The organism is Campylobacter portucalensis, from assembly GCF_009690845.1.
Taxonomy (GTDB): domain Bacteria; phylum Campylobacterota; class Campylobacteria; order Campylobacterales; family Campylobacteraceae; genus Campylobacter_B; species Campylobacter_B portucalensis.
The window spans coordinates 1-22,499 of sequence record NZ_VWSJ01000023.1 but is presented as its reverse complement, the minus strand read 5'-3'; the positions used below and the strand labels follow the sequence as shown (position 1 = coordinate 22,499).

Annotated in this window: 18 protein-coding genes and 1 tRNA gene; 11 read left to right on the top strand and 8 right to left on the bottom strand. The window is 27.8% G+C overall.

Going from position 1 to position 22,499, the window contains the following annotated elements; all coding sequences use genetic code 11:
* Window positions 1–101: 101 nt before the first annotated feature.
* Together F1B92_RS05885 and F1B92_RS05880 are read right to left on the bottom strand one after the other, a co-directional pair.
* Window positions 102–2,171 (bottom strand): rhodanese-like domain-containing protein, encoded by a 2,070-nt coding sequence (locus F1B92_RS05885; RefSeq protein WP_154570937.1) that lies wholly within the window; start codon window positions 2,169–2,171, stop codon window positions 102–104.
* A gap of 47 nt (window positions 2,172–2,218) precedes the next feature.
* Window positions 2,219–4,222, bottom strand: a complete 2,004-nt coding sequence (locus tag F1B92_RS05880; RefSeq protein WP_154570936.1) for a cytochrome c3 family protein — start codon at window positions 4,220–4,222, stop codon at window positions 2,219–2,221.
* Between the two features lie 488 nt (window positions 4,223–4,710).
* On the opposite strand from F1B92_RS05880, the gene F1B92_RS05875 reads away from it, so the two are divergent.
* The 4 genes from F1B92_RS05875 to F1B92_RS05860 are packed head-to-tail and all read left to right on the top strand — an operon-like array spanning window position 4,711 to window position 10,870.
* Window positions 4,711–5,139: a DUF4878 domain-containing protein gene (locus tag F1B92_RS05875; RefSeq protein ID WP_154570935.1), complete on the top strand. Its 429-nt coding sequence runs from the start codon at window positions 4,711–4,713 to the stop codon at window positions 5,137–5,139.
* A gap of 33 nt (window positions 5,140–5,172) precedes the next feature.
* The gene (gene ccsA, locus F1B92_RS05870) at window positions 5,173–8,298 is read left to right on the top strand and encodes a cytochrome c biogenesis protein (RefSeq protein WP_154570934.1); all 3,126 of its coding nucleotides are present in this window, start codon (window positions 5,173–5,175) and stop codon (window positions 8,296–8,298) included.
* A 47-nt stretch (window positions 8,299–8,345) separates the two neighbouring features.
* Window positions 8,346–9,014 (top strand): leucyl/phenylalanyl-tRNA--protein transferase, encoded by a 669-nt coding sequence (gene aat, locus F1B92_RS05865; protein ID WP_154570933.1) that lies wholly within the window; start codon window positions 8,346–8,348, stop codon window positions 9,012–9,014.
* 47 nt (window positions 9,015–9,061) lie between these two features.
* Window positions 9,062–10,870, top strand: coding sequence for a peptidoglycan D,D-transpeptidase FtsI family protein (locus tag F1B92_RS05860; protein ID WP_229770953.1), 1,809 nt, complete (start codon window positions 9,062–9,064; stop codon window positions 10,868–10,870).
* Between the two features lie 1,050 nt (window positions 10,871–11,920).
* On the opposite strand, the gene F1B92_RS09195 is transcribed toward F1B92_RS05860, so the two are convergent.
* From F1B92_RS09195 to F1B92_RS05840, 5 genes are all read right to left on the bottom strand, one after another.
* Window positions 11,921–12,214: a hypothetical protein gene (locus tag F1B92_RS09195; RefSeq protein WP_229770952.1), complete on the bottom strand. Its 294-nt coding sequence runs from the start codon at window positions 12,212–12,214 to the stop codon at window positions 11,921–11,923.
* A gap of 291 nt (window positions 12,215–12,505) precedes the next feature.
* A complete protein-coding gene (locus tag F1B92_RS05855; protein ID WP_154570931.1) occupies window positions 12,506–12,859 on the bottom strand; it encodes a hypothetical protein in 354 nt (117 codons plus the stop codon).
* Window positions 12,835–12,993 carry a hypothetical protein gene (locus F1B92_RS05850; RefSeq protein ID WP_154570930.1) on the bottom strand — a complete coding sequence of 53 codons (159 nt, stop codon included), beginning with the start codon at window positions 12,991–12,993 and terminating at the stop codon, window positions 12,835–12,837. Before F1B92_RS05850 ends, F1B92_RS05855 begins: the two co-directional genes overlap by 25 nt.
* A 1,529-nt stretch (window positions 12,994–14,522) precedes the next feature.
* Window positions 14,523–15,128: a PDDEXK family nuclease gene (locus tag F1B92_RS05845; protein ID WP_229770951.1), complete on the bottom strand. Its 606-nt coding sequence runs from the start codon at window positions 15,126–15,128 to the stop codon at window positions 14,523–14,525.
* 131 nt (window positions 15,129–15,259) lie between these two features.
* Window positions 15,260–15,472, bottom strand: coding sequence for a helix-turn-helix domain-containing protein (locus F1B92_RS05840; RefSeq protein WP_326833113.1), 213 nt, complete (start codon window positions 15,470–15,472; stop codon window positions 15,260–15,262).
* A gap of 214 nt (window positions 15,473–15,686) precedes the next feature.
* On the opposite strand from F1B92_RS05840, the gene F1B92_RS05835 reads away from it, so the two are divergent.
* On the top strand, window positions 15,687–15,890 hold the full coding sequence (locus F1B92_RS05835) for a site-specific integrase (protein ID WP_229770950.1): 204 nt from the start codon (window positions 15,687–15,689) through the stop codon (window positions 15,888–15,890).
* Between the two features lie 67 nt (window positions 15,891–15,957).
* On the opposite strand, the gene F1B92_RS05830 is transcribed toward F1B92_RS05835, so the two are convergent.
* A tRNA-Ser gene (locus F1B92_RS05830) sits at window positions 15,958–16,048 on the bottom strand.
* Between the two features lie 271 nt (window positions 16,049–16,319).
* Here F1B92_RS05830 and petA point away from each other — a divergent pair.
* The 6 genes from petA to F1B92_RS05800 all read left to right on the top strand — a co-directional run bounded on the left by petA (window position 16,320) and on the right by F1B92_RS05800 (window position 22,498).
* On the top strand, window positions 16,320–16,820 hold the full coding sequence (petA, locus tag F1B92_RS05825; RefSeq protein WP_154570927.1) for a ubiquinol-cytochrome c reductase iron-sulfur subunit: 501 nt from the start codon (window positions 16,320–16,322) through the stop codon (window positions 16,818–16,820).
* Window positions 16,821–16,830: 10 nt separating this feature from the next.
* Window positions 16,831–18,096 carry a cytochrome b gene (locus F1B92_RS05820; RefSeq protein WP_154570926.1) on the top strand — a complete coding sequence of 422 codons (1,266 nt, stop codon included), beginning with the start codon at window positions 16,831–16,833 and terminating at the stop codon, window positions 18,094–18,096.
* Complete coding sequence (locus F1B92_RS05815) at window positions 18,096–19,127, top strand: c-type cytochrome (RefSeq protein WP_154570925.1); 1,032 nt, start codon at window positions 18,096–18,098, stop codon at window positions 19,125–19,127. The genes F1B92_RS05820 and F1B92_RS05815 overlap by 1 nt, the downstream gene beginning before the upstream one ends.
* A 1,605-nt stretch (window positions 19,128–20,732) precedes the next feature.
* Complete coding sequence (locus F1B92_RS05810) at window positions 20,733–20,915, top strand: VirB8/TrbF family protein (RefSeq protein WP_154570924.1); 183 nt, start codon at window positions 20,733–20,735, stop codon at window positions 20,913–20,915.
* Between the two features lie 1,226 nt (window positions 20,916–22,141).
* On the top strand, window positions 22,142–22,342 hold the full coding sequence (locus F1B92_RS09190; protein WP_229770947.1) for a hypothetical protein: 201 nt from the start codon (window positions 22,142–22,144) through the stop codon (window positions 22,340–22,342).
* Window positions 22,343–22,351: 9 nt separating this feature from the next.
* Window positions 22,352–22,498, top strand: coding sequence for a phage major tail tube protein (locus F1B92_RS05800; protein WP_154570923.1), 147 nt, complete (start codon window positions 22,352–22,354; stop codon window positions 22,496–22,498).
* Window position 22,499: the final 1 nt, after the last annotated feature.

Sequence of the window (22,499 nt, the reverse complement as noted above, 5' to 3'; positions counted from 1 at the left end):
TTTAAAATAAATGAACTCATATATAAAATATTAAATCCATATAAAAAATAAATTTAAATTTAATATTGCAAGTCGCCAAAACAGCAACTTGCAATTAAAAATTACTCTATAAAAGCAAAAATTATCATAAATAAAAATACTAATCCTGTAATAAGCATAGCATATCCAATCACATAAGCTAGCCATTTCCATTTACTAAATCCATCATCGCCCTTAACTACCAACTCATCAAATTTACCACTCTCTTTTAGTCTGTTATACCAAGGTGTTCTTTCTTGTTTCATCTCTTCTTCTGTTAAATTTCCAGAGAAAATTACCATATCCATAGGAAATTTATTTGCTCTAAAATGCGTATGAAAAAAATGCACTGCAAAGATAAAACCAAGTGCCAACAACGCTTCATCTGAATGAAGAAGTGTGGCAAGATTTAAAATCTCGCCTGGTAAAATTTTTGTGAATGCAACAGGAAACCACAATATAAGACCAGAAAGCCCAATGATAAACATCCCCCAAAATACAGCTATATAGTCAAATTTTTCCCAATACGTCCATCGATCAAATTGAGGCATTGTTTTTCTTTTTCCTATAAACCATAATATATTTTCTTTCAAATCTCTAAAATCTTGTAAATTTGGAACCAACGAATCAGGCCCAAAAAATTTACTCCAAAACAACTTCCAGCTAAATTTACCATCTTTGTAAACAACACTTCTATTTTTATAAGCAACCAAACAAATTTCAACAATATGACTTAAAAATACAGCTATCATAATAAATGCTGATATATGGTGTATTTTTGTAGCAGCTATCGGTCCGCCCATAAAATCTATCATGCCTTGAGCCCAAGAAGCGGTATAGAATTTTTGAGGCAATCCCGAAAATCCAAGCCCCAAGAAACTTGAAGCCAAGAAAAAGTGTTGAATTTTATGAAAATTGCTAAATCTAGAAATTTTAACCCTATCGCTATGTGCTTTATGTTTTGCCTCTTTCCACTCTTTTGCAAATTTAATTCTAGTTATAGTCAAACGCATAAACCATAAAAATGTATGAATTCCAAAAAATCCAAAAACAAAAATCACAAGCCCTGTCATAAAAATATAAGCATAATATAAAACAGGATAGTTATCTTTATCATGATGATTAGCATGTGCCATAAAATTTGAGAAATTTTCGTTTCCTCCTGGATGACAAGCGGCACAAGTTTCTATCCTATTAGCACCTGGATGGAGGGTTGATCTCTCATCTTTAATTTTAAAAATATTGTGATTTCCGTGACAATCATAACACGCAGCAACACTAATAGCCGAACCATGACTACCTAAAACCATCGCTTTACCGTGGAAAGTATCATGATAGTGCTCTTGCTTTTCTTTATGGCACTCGCCACATTTCTCATCACTCATTTTTTTCATATTTATCATTGTAGTTTCTTTACCCATATGAATACTATGACAATCAGAGCAAAGAGGGGTTTTATCTTTTCCACTAACTAGCTCGCTATGAACACTGCTTTTAAATATATTGCCAGTATCCTTATGACAACTTGCACAATTTTTGTTTAAGTTATCTCTATGGCTTGCAAAGTCTTTTTGTATGCTTTTTGTATCATTTCCAACATTTACACCATGACAATCTCTACAACTTGGAATTTCACCAAAATACATCTGTCTATGAACTACGTCGGTATAATCTGTGATTTTTTTAGAATTTTCCCAATTATTGCTACCTATATATTTTTCTTTATTGTCTGCTTTTTTTACTTTTACAACAGGATTTCCATTTAATATCCACTGTTCGATGCCAGGTAGCATAACATAAACATTTTTATAGCCTAAATTTATAGTAGCCAAAGCCATCTCACTACTAATATAGCAAAGCCGATTTAAACAATAAAAAATCATTGTAGCATTCTTATCTGTAGGAAGTAATGACTGCCAATTTTCTACATTTATATGCACCGCACCTTCTATATGTCCATATTCATTCCAAACCTCATCAACGTTTGCATCAAATATATAAGCACCCTCTTTTATAAATTTTTTAGCTTCACTAATGCTAATTGGAACAACACCATCCACAAAAGCCATCGTTCCATTGCTAGATGAATTTAAATTCGATAAAGAAATAAAGGTAAAGAAAATAACGGCTAAAATTTGTTTTAATACTCTCATTTGTAATCCTTAAAATTTATAAACCTAGGATAAACCTAGGTTTTTTGCTATTTCTTAGCCTTTAAAATATCTTTTGCTTCTTTGATATAAACTAAAGCTTCATCTATAATTTTTTTAGAATAAACTGGTCCATGAACGCCCCAAGAACCATCTTTTTCTAATTTTTCTTTAATTAAATTTGCCTCTTTAGCTAAAAATATAGCTCTTGATTTTGTTGTATTATCAAGAGATTGATTGTTTGCCATCGCTCTATCTATATCTCTTAAGCCCTTTTTAATCTCTTCATAACCACTTTTTACAGGTGTTTGCCACTGCATAACTTTTTCATAAATCATCTCTTGATCTGTAAATTTTAAATCATTTGGCAATGTTGATTGAACCGGACTATGACATCCGCTTGCACCAGGACCTACTAAATCAGGATCGCTAAAACTTGTTCTGCCACAACTCCACATCAAATCAACAAAAAATCTACCATCATCATCTCTTGACATTCTCCAACCCTTAACTTTCATCGGATCTCTCTCCTTGCCAGTTGGTGGATTTATAGATTTTGCAGTTTTATCAACTTTAATTTTCCAAATATGGCTTGTTCTAACATTATCAAATCCACCTTTATCAGGATTTTGAACTGACGCAAAATTTTCACAACTCATCATATTTGGCATATGACAACCTGTACAATTATCTTTAGCGTGAATTCCTCCAATTTTTCTTAAAAATTCATCTTGAATTTCATGACAATCCGCACAAGTTTTTTTCAAACCAACTCTAGTATATTCATCTCTCCAATCATTTGCAGTTACTTCATGTGGATCATGACAAGTATTACATCTCATACCTTTATCATAATGAAGAGAGCTATACATTTGAGAACCCTCCGTTCCACACGCTGGACAACTAGATTTAAAATAAACGTTAAATGGTTTTCTAGGATTTGGCTTTTCTTCATCTGGTTGATATGCAAATCTTTGATGGCATCTTTCGCAATTGCTTGGCATTCCAGCACCTCTAGCTCCATAAAGGTGAGCACCTGCACCATGGCACTCTTCACAACTTATGCCTCTAGATATTGTGTGTTTTTGTAGCTCTTTTGCATTACCAATGGCTGCAAAAAATTCTTCATTTGATTTAAAATCAAATTTAAATGTATGGCAAATTTCACAATATGAAGTAGCAGGCTGAAACATCATAGTTTGAGCATATTTTGCACCATAAGAGTTTGTCCCCCATACTGTTGATTTTGAGTGTCCAAAATCATCCATTTTTGTAGGAAAACCGGGGCTAAATTTAGCTATTTTTTGAGCCATTTCAGGCGTTATATGTTCAGCCCAAAGTCTTGAAAATTGATTACCTCCAGCTACCATTTTACCACTCATATCACTTAAATTTCCATCTTGAATATGATAAGTTCCTCTAACTAACCATCTATCTATAAATCCATATTTTGTTCTAGGGGTTCCAATGATTGCATAAACATCATCTGGATAAATTCCTAATGGAAGTATTGTAGATGGAGAGTTATACATAGGTTTTTTTAGGCCTTCTGCTCCGCCGACTTCTTCCATCATATCTGGAAATCTTACAACTTTTGCGTGTCTAGATCTTGACCAAGCAGAATATTGCGCTGGATGACACTCGCCACATTTTTTAGGACCTACAAATTTATTAGGAAAATCAAGAATAGACTCCATACCTAATCTATAAGTAACAGCGGCGTGTTCTAAACCCATTTTTTCTGCAAATTTAGGACCTTGGTTTATTTCAACAAATTCTTCCATTCTATCACTCATAGTGTATTTTCCAACTAAACGACCTTCTTTTTCATATTTAAACATTGGATGAACATCTATAAGCAGATCAAAAAAAGTATTTGCACCTTTTACATAATCCTCCAAAGTTCTTGGCATATTGGTATCTACTTTGCCATAACCAACATCATTTAACCTTATATTCTCTTGGTATTTTTCAGCAGTCGTTTGTGCATTTACACCAAAAGCTCCTAAGAGCATCATACAGGTTAAAGCAACCTTTGATAATTTAGCCTTCATAGCCTCTCCTTTTTTGCATTCAAATCAATATCAATATTTAATTAATATTAACTTAAAATTTTAAAATTATCAGAAATTATATACTAAGTAAATTGAAAGTTTGTTTAAAAATATAAATTTTTATTTAATTTTTTTATAATTAAATTTATTTTAATATTTATTTTAAAATCATACCAAAAAGCTCCTATTATTGGAGATATAAGCTTTTTTAAATAAGTAAAATAAATTTTATTAATTTATAAAAATATTAAATTAATGATAAAATAGCAGTTTTTGGATAATTTCAAAAAATATAAAAATTGAAAATTAAATATAATTTAAATATTTATATTAGATTAAATTTTATTAAATGAAAAATTTTACAAAAATATTGATTAAATTCAGTGATTTTAAAGCTATTAATAGAGATAATAACTATTTATTAGCTAAATCTTAAATTTAATTATATAAAATTTAGATAATGTATCACAAAAATATAAGGAAAATATATGTTTAAAAAGATTATTTTTATTATAATGATAGGCTTTATTTTTAACGCCTGTTCTAAAAAAATAGATTCAAAAGATCCAGTTTTGGTTGTAGAAAATTTTATATTGCTTTGTGAAAAAGGTCAAATTGATGAAGCTCAAAAGCTACTAGCCAAAAAACACAATTTAGACTATTTTAAAAAATACAAAGACAAAAATAGTGGAAAAGATCTTTTTTATATAGATTATGATTATAAAAAAAATGACGATGTGATAGAGCTAAGTTATAAATTCTTAAAAGAAGAAAGTAGCCCTACAATAGCCGTTGTGAAATTAAATAGTAATTACAAAAAACAAAATGCCGTTTTTGAAAAAGAGATTATATTGCACAAAGAAAATGATGAGTGGAAAATTTATGATTTTTTATTTATGCCTGTTAAGGTAATGTAGATATTGCTAAAATTATGATAAAAAAGGTTTTTGATGAGTAGATTATTAAAAGAATTTCTAGGTATGGGCTGTATGATTATACTGCTTTTAATTTTTGCTATTTCTAGCGGATGGGCGACAATAATAGAAAGTATGTATGGAACCGATACTGCTTGGCATTATATATATGGTTCTGATTGGTTTGGAATTTTACAACTATTAATAGTTATAAATTTATCTTACAACATATACAAATATAGGCTATATAAAATAAAAAAACTTCCAGCTTTTATATTTCATTTTAGCTTTATAATCATATTTATAGGATCGGCTATAACAAGATATATTGGATTTGAAGGTTCCATGCACATAAGGGAAAATTCTAAATCAAATACTATCTCAACTAGAGAAATTTTTATACAATTTTCAACCAAAAATGCAGAAAACAAAGAAATTTCAAAAGATATTAAAAAATTTATATCAAATAATCCTTCTAAAAATAAATTTGATATAAATTTAGAAGTAGATGGTAAAAAAGCCACTTTATCATATAAAAATTTTATATTAAATGGTGCTTTAGAATGGACTCATCTTAAGGGTGGCGAGCCTATTTTAGAGTTAGTTTTTTCTGATTCAAAAAATAAAAGAGATATTGTTTTAAAAGATAAAGATGTATTTGCTATTGGTGATTTAGATATAGCTTTCAATACTGAACCTAAACAGAAAAATTACATACAAATTTACTCAAAAGATGATAAATTCTACATCAAAACAAATCAAGATATAAATTATATGCAAATGTCTGATATGAGCAGTGGGGTGGTTGAAAAAAATGTTGAAACTCCTTTTGACAAACCTCGATTATATACTATTGATGGTGTAAATTTTGCTACTAAATTTATCTCAAATTCAGCAAAAAAAGTTGTCGTTAAAAAACCAAAAAATATACAAGGAAATAACGCCTTAATAGCCGATTTATCATATAACGGAGAGACTCAAGAAGTTTTTATGTTTTTTGGAGATTATCCTAGAAATTTTAAAGTTGCAGATAAAGAATTTAAACTAGCTTGGTCGCCAAAAATAATAGAACTTCCTTTTAGTTTGTATCTAAAAGATTTTGAAATGGAGCGTTATCCTGGTTCAAATTCTCCGTCTGGATATAGTAGCGAGGTAATATTAAAAGATGGAAATTTCACAAAAGAGTATAAAATTTATATGAATAATGTTTTAGATTATAATGGATATAGATTTTTTCAAAGCAGTTACGATCTTGATGAACAAGGCACAATTTTATCTGTAAATAACGATCCTGGCAAGATTCCTACATATATAGGATATTTTTTGTTGATGGTCGGGATGTTTTTAAATTTTTTTAATAAAAATTCAAGATTTTTAAAATTATCAAAATTAATAGATGAGAGTAGTCAAAAAAACAGGGGGTCAAATTTTATGAAACATAATGAAAATTCATCTAAAAAATTAGTTGGAATTTTAGCTATTTTTACAATGATTTCTCTTTTGGCTCCAAATTTAAGGGCTAGCAATGTGCCATATATCGATAAAGAGCATGCTCAAAATTTAAAATCCTTAATAGTGCAAGGATTTGATGGAAGAATGGAGCCTTTTGATACAACTGCTAGAGATATAATGCATAAAATTTATAAACAAGAAAATTTTCAAGGCTTAGAGCCAACTCAAGTTATGCTTTCTTTAATGATAAATCCAGAATTTTGGCGTAGTGCTGAATTTATAAAAGTAAGTGATGAAGAATTAAAAAAAATTTTGGGAATGCAAAAAGATAGAAAGTATGCTAAATTTAGCGACTTTTACGCTGTAGATGATAACAATAAAACATATTATAAACTCAATAAAATGGCAGAAGAAATCTCAAGAAAACCGCCTGGAAATCGAACTACTTTTGATAAAGATGTAATTAAAGTAGATGAGAGATTAAATATTTTTTATTCAGCTTTTATGAGTGAGGTTTTTAAATTTATACCTAAACAAAACGATCCAAATCACAAATGGTACTCTCCTTTTGGTGCTATAAATTATTTTGGTGGTGAAGAAGGAAAAATGGTTGGATTGCTACTTCAAAACTATTTTGAAAGTGTTTTATCGGCTCAAAAAAATGGAGACTGGACAAAAGCTAATGAAGCTTTAGAAATGGTGAAAAACTATCAAAAAAACGTAGGTAAAAATGTAATTCCTTCAGAAAGTAAAGTTAAATTTGAGTTAATTTTTAATAAAGTTCAAATTTTTGAGAGATTAATGCCTATATATCTTTTATCAGGCTTTGCTTTATTGATTTTTGTATTTTTGAGATTAATAAAACCTAATTTAAATTTAAATCTAGCTTTTAAAAGTGTGTATTTCGTAAATATTTTGGCTTTTTTAATACACACTACAGGTCTTACTATGCGTTGGTATATTTCAGGTCATGCACCTTGGTCAAATGCTTATGAATCGCTAGTCTATATAGCCTGGGCATTATCATTAAGCGGAATAATATTCTCAAAAACATCAGCCATATCTCTATCTTTAACATCTATTTTAGCAGGCATTACTCTTTTTGTAGCTCATCTAAATAGCATAGATCCTCAAATCACAAATCTTCAACCTGTATTAAATTCATACTGGCTAACTATCCATGTATCAGTTATTACGGCTAGCTACGGATTTTTAGGTCTTGGATCTTTGCTCGGATTTTTTACCCTAATACTCTTTATTCTTAAAAAAGATAAATCTGATGATGAAATTTCTAAAAACATTACAGAATCGACAAGAATAAATGAAATGAGCCTAATTTTAGGGCTTTGTCTATTAACTGTAGGTAACTTTTTAGGTGGAATTTGGGCAAATGAAAGCTGGGGGAGATATTGGGGCTGGGATAGCAAAGAAACTTGGTCTTTAGTTACTATTTTAATTTATGCAGCAGTAATTCATATGAGATTTATACCTAAGTTAAATTCTCAATACTATTTTGCAGTGGCTTCTATGTTTTCGTATGCAAGTGTTATTATGACTTATTTTGGCGTAAATTTCTATCTTAGCGGTATGCACTCTTATGCTGCTGGAGAAAAAATTCCAATACCAAATGTAGTTTGGATAAGTGCTTTAGTGATGTTTTTGCTATCGTTTTTAGCATTCTTTAAACGAAAATTTGCTAAAAATTTATGAGTTTGGTTAAATTTGAGTCTTAAAAGGCTCAAATTTAGTATTTTAAGATGAATTATAAATTTATAAAATTTCCAGATCCAAATATGCTTCCACCTAATTTATCATTTTGCGTTGGTGGCAAGCTAGATACAAATCACTTAATTAGTGCATACAAGCAAGGCTATTTTCCGTGGTTTTTAGAAAATGAACAAATACAGTGGCACTCGCCAAATTTACGCTCTATAATCATTCCTAAATTTATTAAATCTCACAAAAGCCTGAAACCATTTTTTAAAAAATATGAAGTTAAATTTGATGAAGATGTTAAAAATTTTATAAATTTATGTTATAAAACTAGAAAACAAAAAGGAATCACTTGGCTTAGTAGCGATATCGTGCAAGCTTACTCAAATTTGGCCGATTTAAATATAGCCCATAGCGTAGAAGTTTATGAAAATAATGAACTTATCGGTGGGCTTTACGGACTTATTTTTGGGCGAGTTTTTTGTGGAGAAAGTATGCTTAGCCTAAAACCAAATGCATCAAAAGTAGCTCTTGTTATTTTGTGTAAAGCATTAGAAAAATATAATTTTCTAATAGATTCTCAAGCACCAAATAATCACTTAAATTTTATGGGTGCTATCAATATAAAAAAAGAGCAATTTTTAAAAATATATCTAAAACTAATAGATGAAGATGTAAATTTAGATTTTAAAAATTTAAAACCAAATTTATAAATAGTTTCTAAGGATTAAATTTATATAATATTATTTTAGGAAGTATGATGAACAACCTTTTTAGTAATTTAAGAAGATATTTTTTATTTTATTTTTTACCATTTGTTATTATGGGTATATTTTTATTGGCAGCCTATTTTCAGTCAATCTCACACAAAAAATCAACAAAACTTGAAATTAGCGAAAAAACATCGGCTCTTCGTGGAAGCATAATAACAAAAGATGGCTTTATTGTAGCAAATTCTCAAAAACTATATAAAGCCGTAATAGATACAAGAAGCATAGATCCAGATAAATTAGATCTATTTATAAAGTTATATTGTATATACACAAATGATAACGAAAAAAAGGTTAAAAATTTAATCACTTCTAGAAAAGGAACGGTTGTTTTATCATATAAAATAGATCCGAAAACAGCGATGCATCTAAAAAAACTATCAAGATATCTAACCAAAAAGAAAGTCTTTATATCATTCATAACAGATGATAATGTAGTGCGTCAGCCAATAGCATTAGATATCCTAGAAAGTGGTGAAAACAGAAAATATATAGCAAAAGATAGCCTAAGTCCAATTTTAGGGTATATCAAAAAAATAGAAAAAGATAAAATCACAAAAACAACAGGAGTAAAAGGCGTAGAAAAATATTACAATCAATACCTTTTTGCAAATCAAGATGAATTTATAAAAGGTTATAGAGATATAGGAAATACAATAATCCTAGATAAAGGATCAATAAAATCACTCAAAATAGATGGTTATGATGCTATCTTAAATATTCCTCTTAAATTTCAAATAAAACTAGAAAGCCTTTTAACTAAAAAAGCCAAACAATATGGTGCAAAAGAGATTATAGTGGGGGTAATGGATTCCAAAACATCAAAAATTCTAGCCCTTGCCACATCGAATCGATACAATCCAGAAAACATCCTAAAAAGCAATTATAGTGCTCTAAATTCTACAGCCATAGAATACCCATACGAAGCAGGTTCAGTTATAAAACCAATAATATTTTCTATCGCCTATGAAAATAAAAAATTAAATTTAAACGAAATGATACCTACATACAATGGAACATATAAATTAGGAAATAGTATTATCAAAGATACGCATCCAAGCAGTCAAATGAATCTAACCGACATAATAGTTCATTCATCAAATATAGGTATGATAATGATAATTTCAAGACTAGATAATCTAACACTTTATGAAGGCCTAGATAAATTTAATCTATCTAAAAAAACAGGTATAGATCTACCATATGAACACTCAGGAATTTTACCTACAATAAATATGTTAAAAAATCAATCTTATAAAGCCACTCTAAGCTATGGATATGGCATCCAAACAACATTTATGCAAATTTTAAATGCTTTTTGTGTATTTAATAACAATGGTATTATGACACAACCACGTATTGTAAGCCATTTACATAAAAATGGTAAATTTTATGTAGTAGATAAACCTCAGCAAACACAAGTCATATCGCAAAATACAGCAAACATAATGAAAAATATTCTCATACAAGCGGTTGAGCGTGGAACAGGCAAAAAAGGACAAATTAATGGACTTGAAATTGGAGGCAAAACTGGAACAGCAAGGATGGCAAAAAACGGCACCTATATAAAAGCATATAATAGCTCATTTTTTGGTTTTGCTAATGATAAAAACTCATCCTTTACTATAGGAGTTTTAGTTAGAGAGCCAACTATTGGAAGTTATTATGCAGCGCAAAATGCCTTGCCGATATTTAAAGAAGTTGTTGAAATGCTAGTAGATGAGGGATATTTGATTAAATTTCAAGATAAAAATCAAAAAATTTTATCAAATGAAAATTTAGATGAGATTAAAGACTAAATTTACGATACTTTTATATAAATACATTTTATTTTAAAAAGAGTATCGTATAAATTCTTCTAAATTTAAACAAATCGAGGCTAGTTTAATTCATTAAAATATCACTATAAATTTTAATAATTATACGCAAAAACTTTGGTAATTTGTTGCTTGAATTTTATAAATATCTAGTTAAATTTAAAGACAATAAACACGATAAAAAATTATCGCAAAGTAAAAAATTCAAATATTTTTTTATAATAAACATTTTTTACATAAAATCTTTACCAACATAATAATTTAATATAATTACTAATATCTTTGTTAATCATTTAATATCTTAATCACAACAAATTTAAATATTTTACAACTAAAACAAAAATCACATTTGCCTAAATTTCTTTTAGATAGTTTTAATTAGTTTAAATCTCTAAATTTTACTATTTTAGCGATAATTAATCATCTAAAGCTATTTTTTAAAAATACATTATTTTAGTCAAGATTTCTGCATAAATTTGCTCTTCATTTTTGATATATTTATATCACCACCAATTTTGTGCATTTAGATGCAAGCTTTTTTATATCTTAGCTAGCCAACCCATCGCCTTTTATATGACAATCTCAATATATCCACAACTTTTTAAAACCTTTTTAAAACCTTTTTAAAACCTTTTGGTTAAATAGTCATTAAATTATCCTTTTTATTTCTATATGTTTATATTTTTTCTTTGTAATGCATTCTTAAATCGCGTTTTTTTGATTGTGATATAAATTTATCTTCTTCTAAATCTAAATTTTACCCCTCTTCTAACTTAAAATTTGCAAGATAAGATATTAAATTTAAAACATTTAATTAATTAAATTTTCGCACTTAAACTCAAAAACAGAAATTTTATCTTTTTATATATTATCAAAAATTCTTTCATGATTTTATATCACTCATATCGCTTACATTTTTTCTATATCTTTACTCTTATACATATCTTTAAGACCATTTTATCTTTTACGCTCTATAAATCTCTAGATACATATTTTAAAAAATCATCAAACTTACCATCTTTACTAAATGTATCAAGTATGGCATTTATTAAAACACATAATCCTATAACTGTTCTTATCAATTTCACTAAAATTTTCAAAATCTTTAAAATCAGCATTCACTTCTTTTTTATGTATTCTATGTTCTATTTTTTTCAAAATCCTCTGGTTTTTATCGGATATATAAGCACAGTAACCAAGTTTAATTGGCTTTTTGTAGAACATAAATTTACTACAGATAAGGATTGTATGCAAAAATTCGCCTCCTTTTTTAAAAATAAGCTCGCTCCTGCATAATGCACTACCAACAAATAACCAAAATCCCATTTTTTCTTTTTTATTAAATTTTAATTACATTTAAATTTTTATGATTATTAAATAAAATATCTTCATCTTGGATTTTAAATATTTTTTCATAAACTAAATCTATCTTATTTTTTACAAACTAAGTATCATTGCCATAAAATTTCTTTAAAATATAATCGCTTAAATATCTTTTATTATTTGGAATTTTACCGATATCTAGCAACTCTTTAAGATTTTTTAAATTTCATCTTTTTATTGCTTCTAAAGCACTGTTTTGATCTATCTTCCATAGCCCAAACTCTATATCCTCCATCATTTTTTATTATACTCTTTAATATTAGCCCTTATCTTATCACTTGATAATAAATAATCAAAATGCCCATCAATATTTAAATTCAATATTTCATTGTTAGATAATGTAAATTTATCGCCTTTAAATTTAAATCTTATAATCTTGATCTTTTTCGTATATTTTGATATACAATCACTCTTTAAAAGCATATAAAAAATCTCTTTAATAGCAAAACTACATAATTTATAACATATTTCATTTAATGGTAAAAAACAGTGTTTATCAAAAGCAATATAATAATAAAGATTATCATCATTATAATGATAATAAACAAATTTTTCTTCATCTCTTATTCTAGGTAAAAGTTTATACATACGATTAAAGTATTTTTCAAATTCAATCCGAATTTCAAATTTAATCCATCTTCTTCATACTCTTTAAATTCATTTTCTATAACTGTAAATTTATTTGACGGTTCTTTGTCGTAATTCCATAAAAGATAAAGCATTTTATTGTCTCTATCAAATCATCAAGCATAGCTAGTCTCTTATTTTTTCATCATATATAACAAATTTATTAAAAAATTTATCGATATATTCAGTAAATAGATGCTTAAAATTTTCATTTTTGGTATTAATACCTAAAATTTCATCCAGCTATCATTCTTTTTTTCTAGCATACTTTTTTAACTTTATTTTTGCTATCTGTATTGTATCTTGCATAAATTTATATCCTTATCTATTTTTTACTACCGATTTTTTTGTAATTGCTTTATAGGTAAAGCTCTGCAATAAATCTCTTTTATAATTCCACTTTCTTTACTGATTAATCTATGCTTTTACATATCAAAATATTCGCCCACTTTTACATCTTACAATTTAAAATTCGAACTTGTCTTATATAAAATTTTGAAGCAAAAAATCAATTATCTCTAAGCTCTCTTGAATTACTATCTTTGCCTTTAATAAGCTCATTATTTACATAATCCCATAAATTATTTATCTCTTCAAAACTTGATAAAATAAAAGTAGCAAAATTCTCATCATTTAAATTTTTGAGTGAGTCTTTCGTTTGGCTTGAAAGATTTTTAAATTATCAAATATTTTAAATTGTTTTTCGTTTTTTTGTAAATTTTCTTGAGTTTGAATTAAATTAGACTAAATTTGCTTTAAAATTTTGTTAATATTTTTATTTTCTTGCTGTAAATCTTCTATTTTTTTTGAAAATTTGAGTTTAATGTGTCATCTTCACAAAATATCTTTACTAAATTTATTAAAAAACATATTCAACCCACCAAAAAAACACTGCTAAAAACACTATTATTAATCTTTTCTTGCACCTCTTTATCCTCTAAAAGTTTTAATAATCTATCTTTTGACATATTTACGCCTTTATTGTAGCTATTTAAAAATTATTATATTCTGTAATTTTACGAAAAAATAATAAAATAAAAATATTATATTATTTTTAATAAGTCAATATCTATTGAAATTTCATAATTTTAAATCATATTTGCTAGCGATAAACAAAAAAATATTAAATTTTGTTATGTTTATTTGCAAATTTTAGCTTATTGAAATATAAATTTACAGGGATTGTTAAATTTAAATATTTAAATAAAAAATTTTTGTTGTCATTGAAAAATAAGTGGCGGACAGAGAAGGATTTGAAATCTTATTTGCTTATAAAACTACTTCCTTGCTAAATAAATGGGCTTGTGATGGAGCAAAGCGACAATATCACAAGCAGTTGGCGATAGGTGAGCAGACACCTGCGAACCCGCCAACATTAGCACGGTGAGTAGCCCCTCGCCTTGGGCTACGAACGGACGAAGCGCACCTATCAAGGCGTACATTAAATAAAAAAATAGATTGCTTTTTTTGTAAGGTTATATTTTTTTGGTGTGGGTGTTTGGAGTATAAAGGGCACTGCCCACATTCCGCACGCTGGGGAGCTGGACCGCTCCGCGGGACGGCGAGCCAGCTGTGCTCTTGTGTCTTTATATTCTAATGTTAGTTAAAAGTAAAATTATAAAAATTACTTAAATTTTAAAATTTCTCTTGGCAAAATATCATCAATATTATTTATTATTTTATTATCAATTTCTATTAAATTTAAATTGTATTTTTTATATAATTCAAGTTTTTTATTTTTTCTTTCTATGTATTTTTCATCTTCTTCATATCCCCAAAATTCTATAAAAATTTTTTCTTTTGGCAAGTAAAAATCACAATAAATATCTTCTAATATTGGCACTCTTTTTTCATATGCAAAACAAATATATTCACTATAAAGCCAATCAGCTATTATAACTTCAGCCCTACTTCTTACATAATGACCACTTTTAGTTCTATATTGTGCTTGAAATTTCTTTCTAAAATCAATTTCAATATTTTCTTTTATCTCATTTTCAGGTTTTATCATCTTTAAAAATAGCTCATTATTTAAGATTTTCTCATCCCAAATTATAAAGCTATTTCCCATATAAAATTTTTGCTCTCCTGCATTTTGCTTTCCTAAATCTGTTATCTCATATCCTTTATCACACTTTTTTATAAAATTTAGTTCTATAAATATATCATTTATCTCTTTTGGAGTTAAATTTAATTTTTCGCCTATTTTTTTAGCTGTTAAATTTGCCATATTCCTTCCCTTTTTGTGATGTTTATTATTTGATTTATATTTTTTGCTTTTAGTTGATTTTTTGGTTATTGTAATTATTGCGATTAAAAATAATATCACTATAATATTTGATATTTTCATAAATTAACTTTTTATTTTAAATTTATCTTTTTAGATGTTATAGCTCTTTTTTGTATGTTCTCTAATTTTTCCAAATATTTTTTAGTTTCTTCTATTTGTTCATCAAGTGCTAAGCCTTGATTAATTAATCTTATTAACTCAGGCTTTTCTTTTTCCCAATTATTAAGTGTTCCCCTGCTTATGTTTAATAGTTCTGCTAGTTCTTGTCTTGTCATTTTAAACATTTCTCTTTATAAAATTTTATTTTTGTTTAACAATTAAGCATTATTTAAGGATATTTTTGTTATATTTCATTCGTTATTTTGTTTAATTATTAGACAAATTATCTTAAATAACCTTAATTTTTGTTATTTCTCATTCAATATTTTAGCAAAATTAAGTAAATTTAGACCTAAATACGTCTTTAAACTGTTTATTAGGGATTGCTGGATACCAATTTTGAAAGAATTAAATTTATCTTATCGCCGTTTATATAATATGCGTCATACTTACGCAACCAATATGCTTTATCAAAATTTTGTAACTCCTGTAAAACTTGCGAAATTATTAGGACATTCAACCCCTAAAATGATTTATGATGTTTATGTAAATTATTTAAATTCAAATTTAAAAGACTTTGATAAAAATATTAAAATTTATTAATCGCCTCTGCATAGGGTTTTTATTTTTTATTTAAAATTGCTTGAAATGTCGCTGCAATAGTATTTCGTGGCGGACAGAGAGGGATTTGAACCCTCGAGCCCCGATTAAGAGCTGCACCCTTAGCAGGGGTGTGGTTTCAGCCACTCACCCATCTGTCCTTTAAAAAAGAATTGTTATTATATAATTTTAAAACTGATATATTGCTTAAAATTTTAAAATAATACATAAATAAATCAAAAATTGCTACCAACACATAAAAACTAAACTAAATTTCTAATATTTAACTGGTTTTTCAATGCTATATTAAATTTTATAAAATTGTAAATTATAAAAACTAAATTTTTAATATTTATAAAATACTTATAAAAATTTTATATTTTTTATGATAAAATTAACCGTTGATTTCAAAAAGCATTAGAAAGGATAAAAATGTCTATCGAAAACAAAAATAGACGAGATTTCATCGGATTATCATTTGCAGGAGTTGCAACAATTGGTGGAATTTTCGCTCTAGGGGCTATGAAAAAAACTTGGGATCCACTTCCTAGCGTTAAAGCAGCTGGATTTACAACAGTAGATTTAAGTCAAGTTAAAGATGGTGAACTTCATCAGGTTGAATGGCGTAAAAAGCCGATTTTCATTTTAAAAAAAAGTGCAAATATGAAACCAGATGACAGTAGAGATGTAGTCGTTGGCAATTCAAGATATACAGTCTGCATCGGGCTTTGTACGCATTTAGGCTGTATTCCAAGTTATAAAGGTGAGCACTTTGCATGTGCATGTCATGGTGGTATGTTTGATTTAAGTGGAAATGCTATTTTTGGACCACCTCCTAGAGGACTTGATATTCCACCTTTTAAAATTGACGGAACAAAACTAGTTCTGGGCGAAGTTGGGCCAGAGTATCAAAAACTCGTAGGAAAAGCATAAGGAGGCATGAATGGCACACATTAAAAAAGCTACTAGTATGGGAGATTGGTTTAATCAAAGAATTGGACTAGAGAAATTATGGAATGTTTTGGCTGGACATTATTGGATACCTAAAAATATAAGTTTTCTTTGGGCGATGGGCGTTATTTTAACTACACTTTTTGTTATCTTGCTTGTAAGTGGTCTTATGCTTATGAGCTATTATAAACCTGATGCATTGCTTGCATTTGATAGCGTAAATAAAATCATAATGCAAGAAGTAGAGTATGGTTGGCTTTGGCGACATATGCATGCAGTTGCAGCTTCTGTTATATTTTTAATACTTTATATACATACCTTTACAGGAATTTACTATCGATCTTATAAGCAAGGTAGAGAAATGATATGGATAAGCGGAATTTTACTCTTAGTTTTATTCTCCTCTGAAGCCTTTAGTGGATATATGCTTCCTTGGGGTCAGATGAGCTATTGGGCAGCACAAGTCATCACTCAACTTTTTGGTGGAATTCCTATCATTGGTGATGCTATTGTTGAGTGGATTAGAGGTGATTATGCAGTTAGTGATCCAACCTTGACAAGATTTTTTATGCTTCATGTTTGCTTGCTTCCAATTGTCGTTATAGCTTGTGTTGCTTTTCACTTTTACACTTTAAGAGTTCCACACGTTAATAACCTAATGGGCGATGATCTAGAAATAGACTTTGATCTTGAAGGAGAGAAATATTTAGATGGCAAAACGGCAGAAAGTAAAGTTATACCATTTTGGCCAGGATTTTTAGCAAAAGATTTCTTTTATATCTGTATTTTTATGGTATTTTTCTTCTATTTGGTTGGTTTTAATTATAGCTTTTCAATGGATCCTATAAATTTTGATCCAGCAAATAGCTTAAAAACGCCACCACATATCTACCCTGAATGGTATTTTTTATGGCAATATGAAATTTTAAGAGGCTTTTTCTTTGATGTTGGACCTCTAAAAGCAGCAGATATTGGGCTTATGGCTTTTGGTTTTGCTATGATTTCTTTAGCGTTTATTCCGTGGCTTGATAGAAGCGATGTAGTTAAACCAGCACATAAAAATATCAAATTTGCTATTTGGTTTTGGGTTTTGATTTTAGATTTAATACTTTTAAGTTTCTTTGGAAAATTACCAGCAGATGGTATAACCCTAGGGATTGCAAATACATATATTGGTTTTGCGTTATCTGTGCTTTATATACTTCTTATTTTAGTATTTTTACCGCTTATCACAATAGCCGAAAGAAAGGGTAGATAATGAAAGAGTTAAAAACACTACTAATAGTCATATTTTTTACACTATTTTTATATTGGGGGATAGAGCCTTATGCTCATTCAAAACTTCATCCACATGTCGATCCTGCAAACTATGATTTTGCTTTAGAAGATAAAAATTTAGCAGCTACAAATGTAGAAAAAGCTCAAGAATCATTAGAAGTTGCACAAAATTCAGGCAATGAAGATTTAATAAAAAGTGCAGCTAAAAAATTTGAAGATGCCAAATTAGCTCAAAACAAATACAATGCTTTTTGGAATGAAATAAATGCTATTGATCTTAGCAAAGGTGATGCTACTAGGGGTGCTGAAACTTTTGCTTCAGCAGGTTGTGTTGCTTGTCATAGCGTAGAAAAAGCAGGTATGCCAGCTTCTATGGATGCTATGTCTGCAAGTGAAGCCTATGGTGCAAATCCGCCAGATTTAAGCGATGCAGGCGTTATTTATGACTCTAAATTTTTAGCAGCTTTGATTAAAAATCCTGTTATGGCACAAAAGCTTGATCATAAATTTGGCGATGAAAATCCATATCCTATGCCAGAATTTTTTGGTGCTGGCGGAGATTTAAATACAGAAATAGCCGATATTGTAGCGTATTTAAAATCAATAGCATCAAAACAAGAAGAATTAAGTGGAAAAGAGATATTTAAAGTTGCTTGTCAAAGATGCCACGATATGAAATACGATAATGTTTATACCGATGGAAATAAACTAAGCGTAGCTAAATATATGGGTTCAACACCGCCTGATTTATCAATGATGATTCGTTCAAGAGATATAAATTATCTCCATAATTTCATTAACGACACACAAAAAATTCTTCCAGGCACTTCAATGCCAAGAGTAGGACTCACAAAAGAATCTGAAGATAAAGTTATAAGCTATATGCAAAATGTAGGCGATAGCAAAAAGGATGAAAGAGAGAGAATTTCTATATACATAATGATATATTTTGTGATTTTAGGCATTTTTGCAGGTTTGTGGAAAAGAAAAATTTGGTCAAAACTCCACTAAATTTTAAGCCCATTGTGGGCTTAAAATTTAATACCTTAAATTTAGGTCCAAAAATTATCTCATTTTATGCTTCTTAAAATTTTAGTGCAATTATTAAAAATAGATAGACTACATTATTATCATTATTTTTGCACTTTATTTTATAATTTTATATTAAATCAAGATCAAGTAAACACAAAAAAACATATATAAAATTTGATTAATATGATATCATTGAAAAAATATGGGCTTGAATTTTTAGCAGCCCAATAAATCATATCTCTTTCTTCTAATAATTTTGTAAATTTAATCTAAAATAATTAATTATTAGCTTAAAACATTTCAAAAATCGATTTTAATATCATAGCTTTTGTTGTGATAATTATAAAAACTCATAAAAGCTAAGTTCATTATCCATATCAAAATATTGATAAACCATAAAGTATGGCTTTAAAAATTACTCAATCTCTTAAAATATGCCTTCTTCTTGCGATTAGAATTAAAAAATCTAGTTTATGCACCTAAATTTTAATGTAAAATAACAAATAAAATATTTGGCTATAAATAGAATTTAAAAGATTTAAATAAACCATTTAACTATATCAAAAAAGATTAATTATTATGTTAAAAAATCAAATTAGTTGACATAAAAAATTACACATTTTTTAAACCTATGATAAAATTTAAAGGCATTGGTTGGTAGAAAATCAATATAAATTCAATTAGTCTGCATTAAAATGATCCAAGCTTATCAAGCCAAATAAAAGAAATTTTGATAAATCTATTCGTATCAATAAAAATTTTATTAAATCACTTTTAAGCCTACTGCTAAATTTAAATGATCATTTTAATATTTATATTTTCTATAAGTGCGACATTTTTGTATAGTGACACAATCCATAAAAGATGGTTTTAGAAATTTTAAATTTAGATCTATAATAAAAATTGCAACCGTTAAGATGCACAAAAAGCCATCACTTTTTTAATATCTTTAACATTATATTCTTTGTTTAATAAGCATTTATGTGGGTTTTAACTGCTATTTTTTTATCTCTTAAATTTATTTTGCTCGATTATTCTAGTTGTGCTTAAATAAGTAATTAAAATTTCAACATATTTTTACTCTATTTTTATTTTTGTATTAAAATATCTGCTCTTAAATTTTTATAAAATATTTTTTATTTGCCTACTCAACTTCAATAAAAACCATTTCAATATCTTTTATTTAACCAAAGTCTAAAAATTTAAACTAGAAATTTTTAACAAGCCATTTATAGATAAAAACAAATGTGGAAAAATTTATGAATAGCAAAATAAAGATAAAGTCAGATTTAGACGTGTTATAGATATTTTAGAAAAGTCAAAAAGGAGGGTCGACACCGCCCTATCCTCTTCTGAAAATAAAATTATAATATTTTATTACGATAGAAATATTAACTAAAAAATGAAATTTAAAAATCCAAATGTTAAAGCTTTTTATAATTTTCAAGAAAAAATACAAACGCAACCTAGCGATCTCATAAAAGAGATAAATAAGCAAAACAAAAAGGAGATAGAAAAATAAATGGCTAAACAAAACTATGATAATAAAAACTTAACACTTACTTATAAAAAAGTATTTGTTATTTGGTTGAAAAAAGTAACAAAAGAGCTTGGTTGATAGCGTTTTTATACATAGCAATATCTATTATATCTATGATTGCGGCATTATTACTTACGCCTTTAAAAAACTTGGTTTTTTATGTTGTAAGAGTAAAATACTATACTGCAAGAATTTCTAGCATCAACGAATCTAGCCTACTTTTATAAGTTTTACAAATTCTCCACTAAGAGTCGAAGCTCTACTATAAATATTTAAACTAGCATTATAATCTCTATCTATTTGAATTGCAATTATAGCAATCAAATATTTTATCAATCCTTTTTAATATATCCACAACAACTATAAGTTTGGGAACTAAGATAAAATTTATCAATCTTAATAACATTTGTTTTAGTTACTAAAATACTAATAAACTCATTAAATGCTAAATTGTTTATCCTTCTACCTCAAATTTTAGCCATAGCCTTTAAATTTAAATCTTCAATAATCATATTTTTAGCCAAATCAAAGAAATAATCTTTTCTTTGATTTGCTAATTTTATATGAAATTTAGCTTTGTCTATCATTTGAGCTTTTTTTTAAACTAAGTTTTCTTTATTTGGCTTTTAACTCTTTTATAAAATTAGGGAAAATTTATAGCTATATTATCGCTGAGTGTTAGAAGTGTTTTAAATCCATACCTACACTTTTACCTGTTGTGATATGAATTTTATCTTTCGTTTCTAATATAAGAAGAACCTAAATTATCTCTCTTAATGGTTATAATCTTTATTTTATCATTAGCCAATATTTTTTGATTTTTACTAAATTTATGCTCATAGCTATTAGAGAGATAGCATTATCTTTTAGTTTATAATATACATTTCCTTTAGGAGTGAAAGATTTATACTTAATACGCTTTTAAAAACTAAGTAGTCTGCCAAGACACTTAATGAATTAGCATTATCTATTCTTTTCGTGATTTATTGCATAGCTTGAGAGCCTAAATTATTTCAACTTTTATATTTTTTAAGTTTTTTAACTTCGCTAAATGCTTTTGCAATTTGGCTTTATTTAGGCTTTTATGATAGAGTTTATAATTTCTTTATGTAAAGCTATAAATGTTATAAATACTACAAAATAAATTTATAAGCTCATCTATACACTTTGTCTTTTTAGTATTATATAGCTTATATTTGTATGCTAACAACATAATTTGATTTTAAATAATATATAAAAAATTATTTTTTAAAGCTTTATTGTATTCATAACTAAAGCTAGGGGCTTTACGGCTAAATGCGGAAAAACTAGCGATAGCGATACTATATGGCAAGATTTAGCAAGGGTTAGGGTTTTTGATAGGATTTCGCAGGCTTGCCAAAAAGGCGTTTTATTTGCTATCGATAAAAGAGCAAATGAATTATACCACGCAAAAAGAAGCGTTGAGGAGCTTTTGAGGGCTTTTGTTGGATCAAATGTGCTTTTAGGTTTTGATATAAGTTGGAGCGAAAAAAACACAAAAGCAAACATAACAGCAGGTAAATTTTATTTAGATGTTAGAATGCAAAACAATCCAATCGTAAAGCAACTTACACTTGATTTTATCTATGTTGATAAATACGGCGATAAGCTAATGGAAACTTTAAAAAAATAAGGAGAATAGATGAAAAGAGTAGCACCACAAATTATACAAGAAGCAAACGTTTTCATAAACGGCAAAGGCTATTTAGGTATAAGTAAAAACGTAAAAATTCCAACCCTTGAATGGGAGATGATAGAAAATAAAGGAGCCGTTACTACAAACCTATAAA

Bases quoted from the DNA above. Each gene is read 5' to 3' on its own strand.
- F1B92_RS05820 (WP_154570926.1), top strand. From the start codon at position 16,831: ATGGCACACATTAAAAAAGCTACTAGTATGGGAGATTGGTTTAATCAA.
- F1B92_RS09195 (WP_229770952.1), bottom strand. From the start codon at position 12,214: ATGGGATTTTGGTTATTTGTTGGTAGTGCATTATGCAGGAGCGAGCTT.
- F1B92_RS05860 (WP_229770953.1), top strand. From the start codon at position 9,062: ATGAACAACCTTTTTAGTAATTTAAGAAGATATTTTTTATTTTATTTT.
- F1B92_RS05880 (WP_154570936.1), bottom strand. From the start codon at position 4,222: ATGAAGGCTAAATTATCAAAGGTTGCTTTAACCTGTATGATGCTCTTA.
- ccsA (WP_154570934.1), top strand. From the start codon at position 5,173: ATGAGTAGATTATTAAAAGAATTTCTAGGTATGGGCTGTATGATTATA.
- F1B92_RS05845 (WP_229770951.1), bottom strand. From the start codon at position 15,128: ATGGCAAATTTAACAGCTAAAAAAATAGGCGAAAAATTAAATTTAACT.
- F1B92_RS05840 (WP_326833113.1), bottom strand. From the start codon at position 15,472: ATGTTTAAAATGACAAGACAAGAACTAGCAGAACTATTAAACATAAGC.
- F1B92_RS05855 (WP_154570931.1), bottom strand. From the start codon at position 12,859: ATGTATAAACTTTTACCTAGAATAAGAGATGAAGAAAAATTTGTTTAT.
- petA (WP_154570927.1), top strand. From the start codon at position 16,320: ATGTCTATCGAAAACAAAAATAGACGAGATTTCATCGGATTATCATTT.
- F1B92_RS05850 (WP_154570930.1), bottom strand. From the start codon at position 12,993: ATGCTTTATCTTTTATGGAATTACGACAAAGAACCGTCAAATAAATTT.
- F1B92_RS05885 (WP_154570937.1), bottom strand. From the start codon at position 2,171: ATGAGAGTATTAAAACAAATTTTAGCCGTTATTTTCTTTACCTTTATT.
- F1B92_RS05800 (WP_154570923.1), top strand. From the start codon at position 22,352: ATGAAAAGAGTAGCACCACAAATTATACAAGAAGCAAACGTTTTCATA.
- F1B92_RS05815 (WP_154570925.1), top strand. From the start codon at position 18,096: ATGAAAGAGTTAAAAACACTACTAATAGTCATATTTTTTACACTATTT.
- aat (WP_154570933.1), top strand. From the start codon at position 8,346: ATGAATTATAAATTTATAAAATTTCCAGATCCAAATATGCTTCCACCT.
- F1B92_RS05875 (WP_154570935.1), top strand. From the start codon at position 4,711: ATGTTTAAAAAGATTATTTTTATTATAATGATAGGCTTTATTTTTAAC.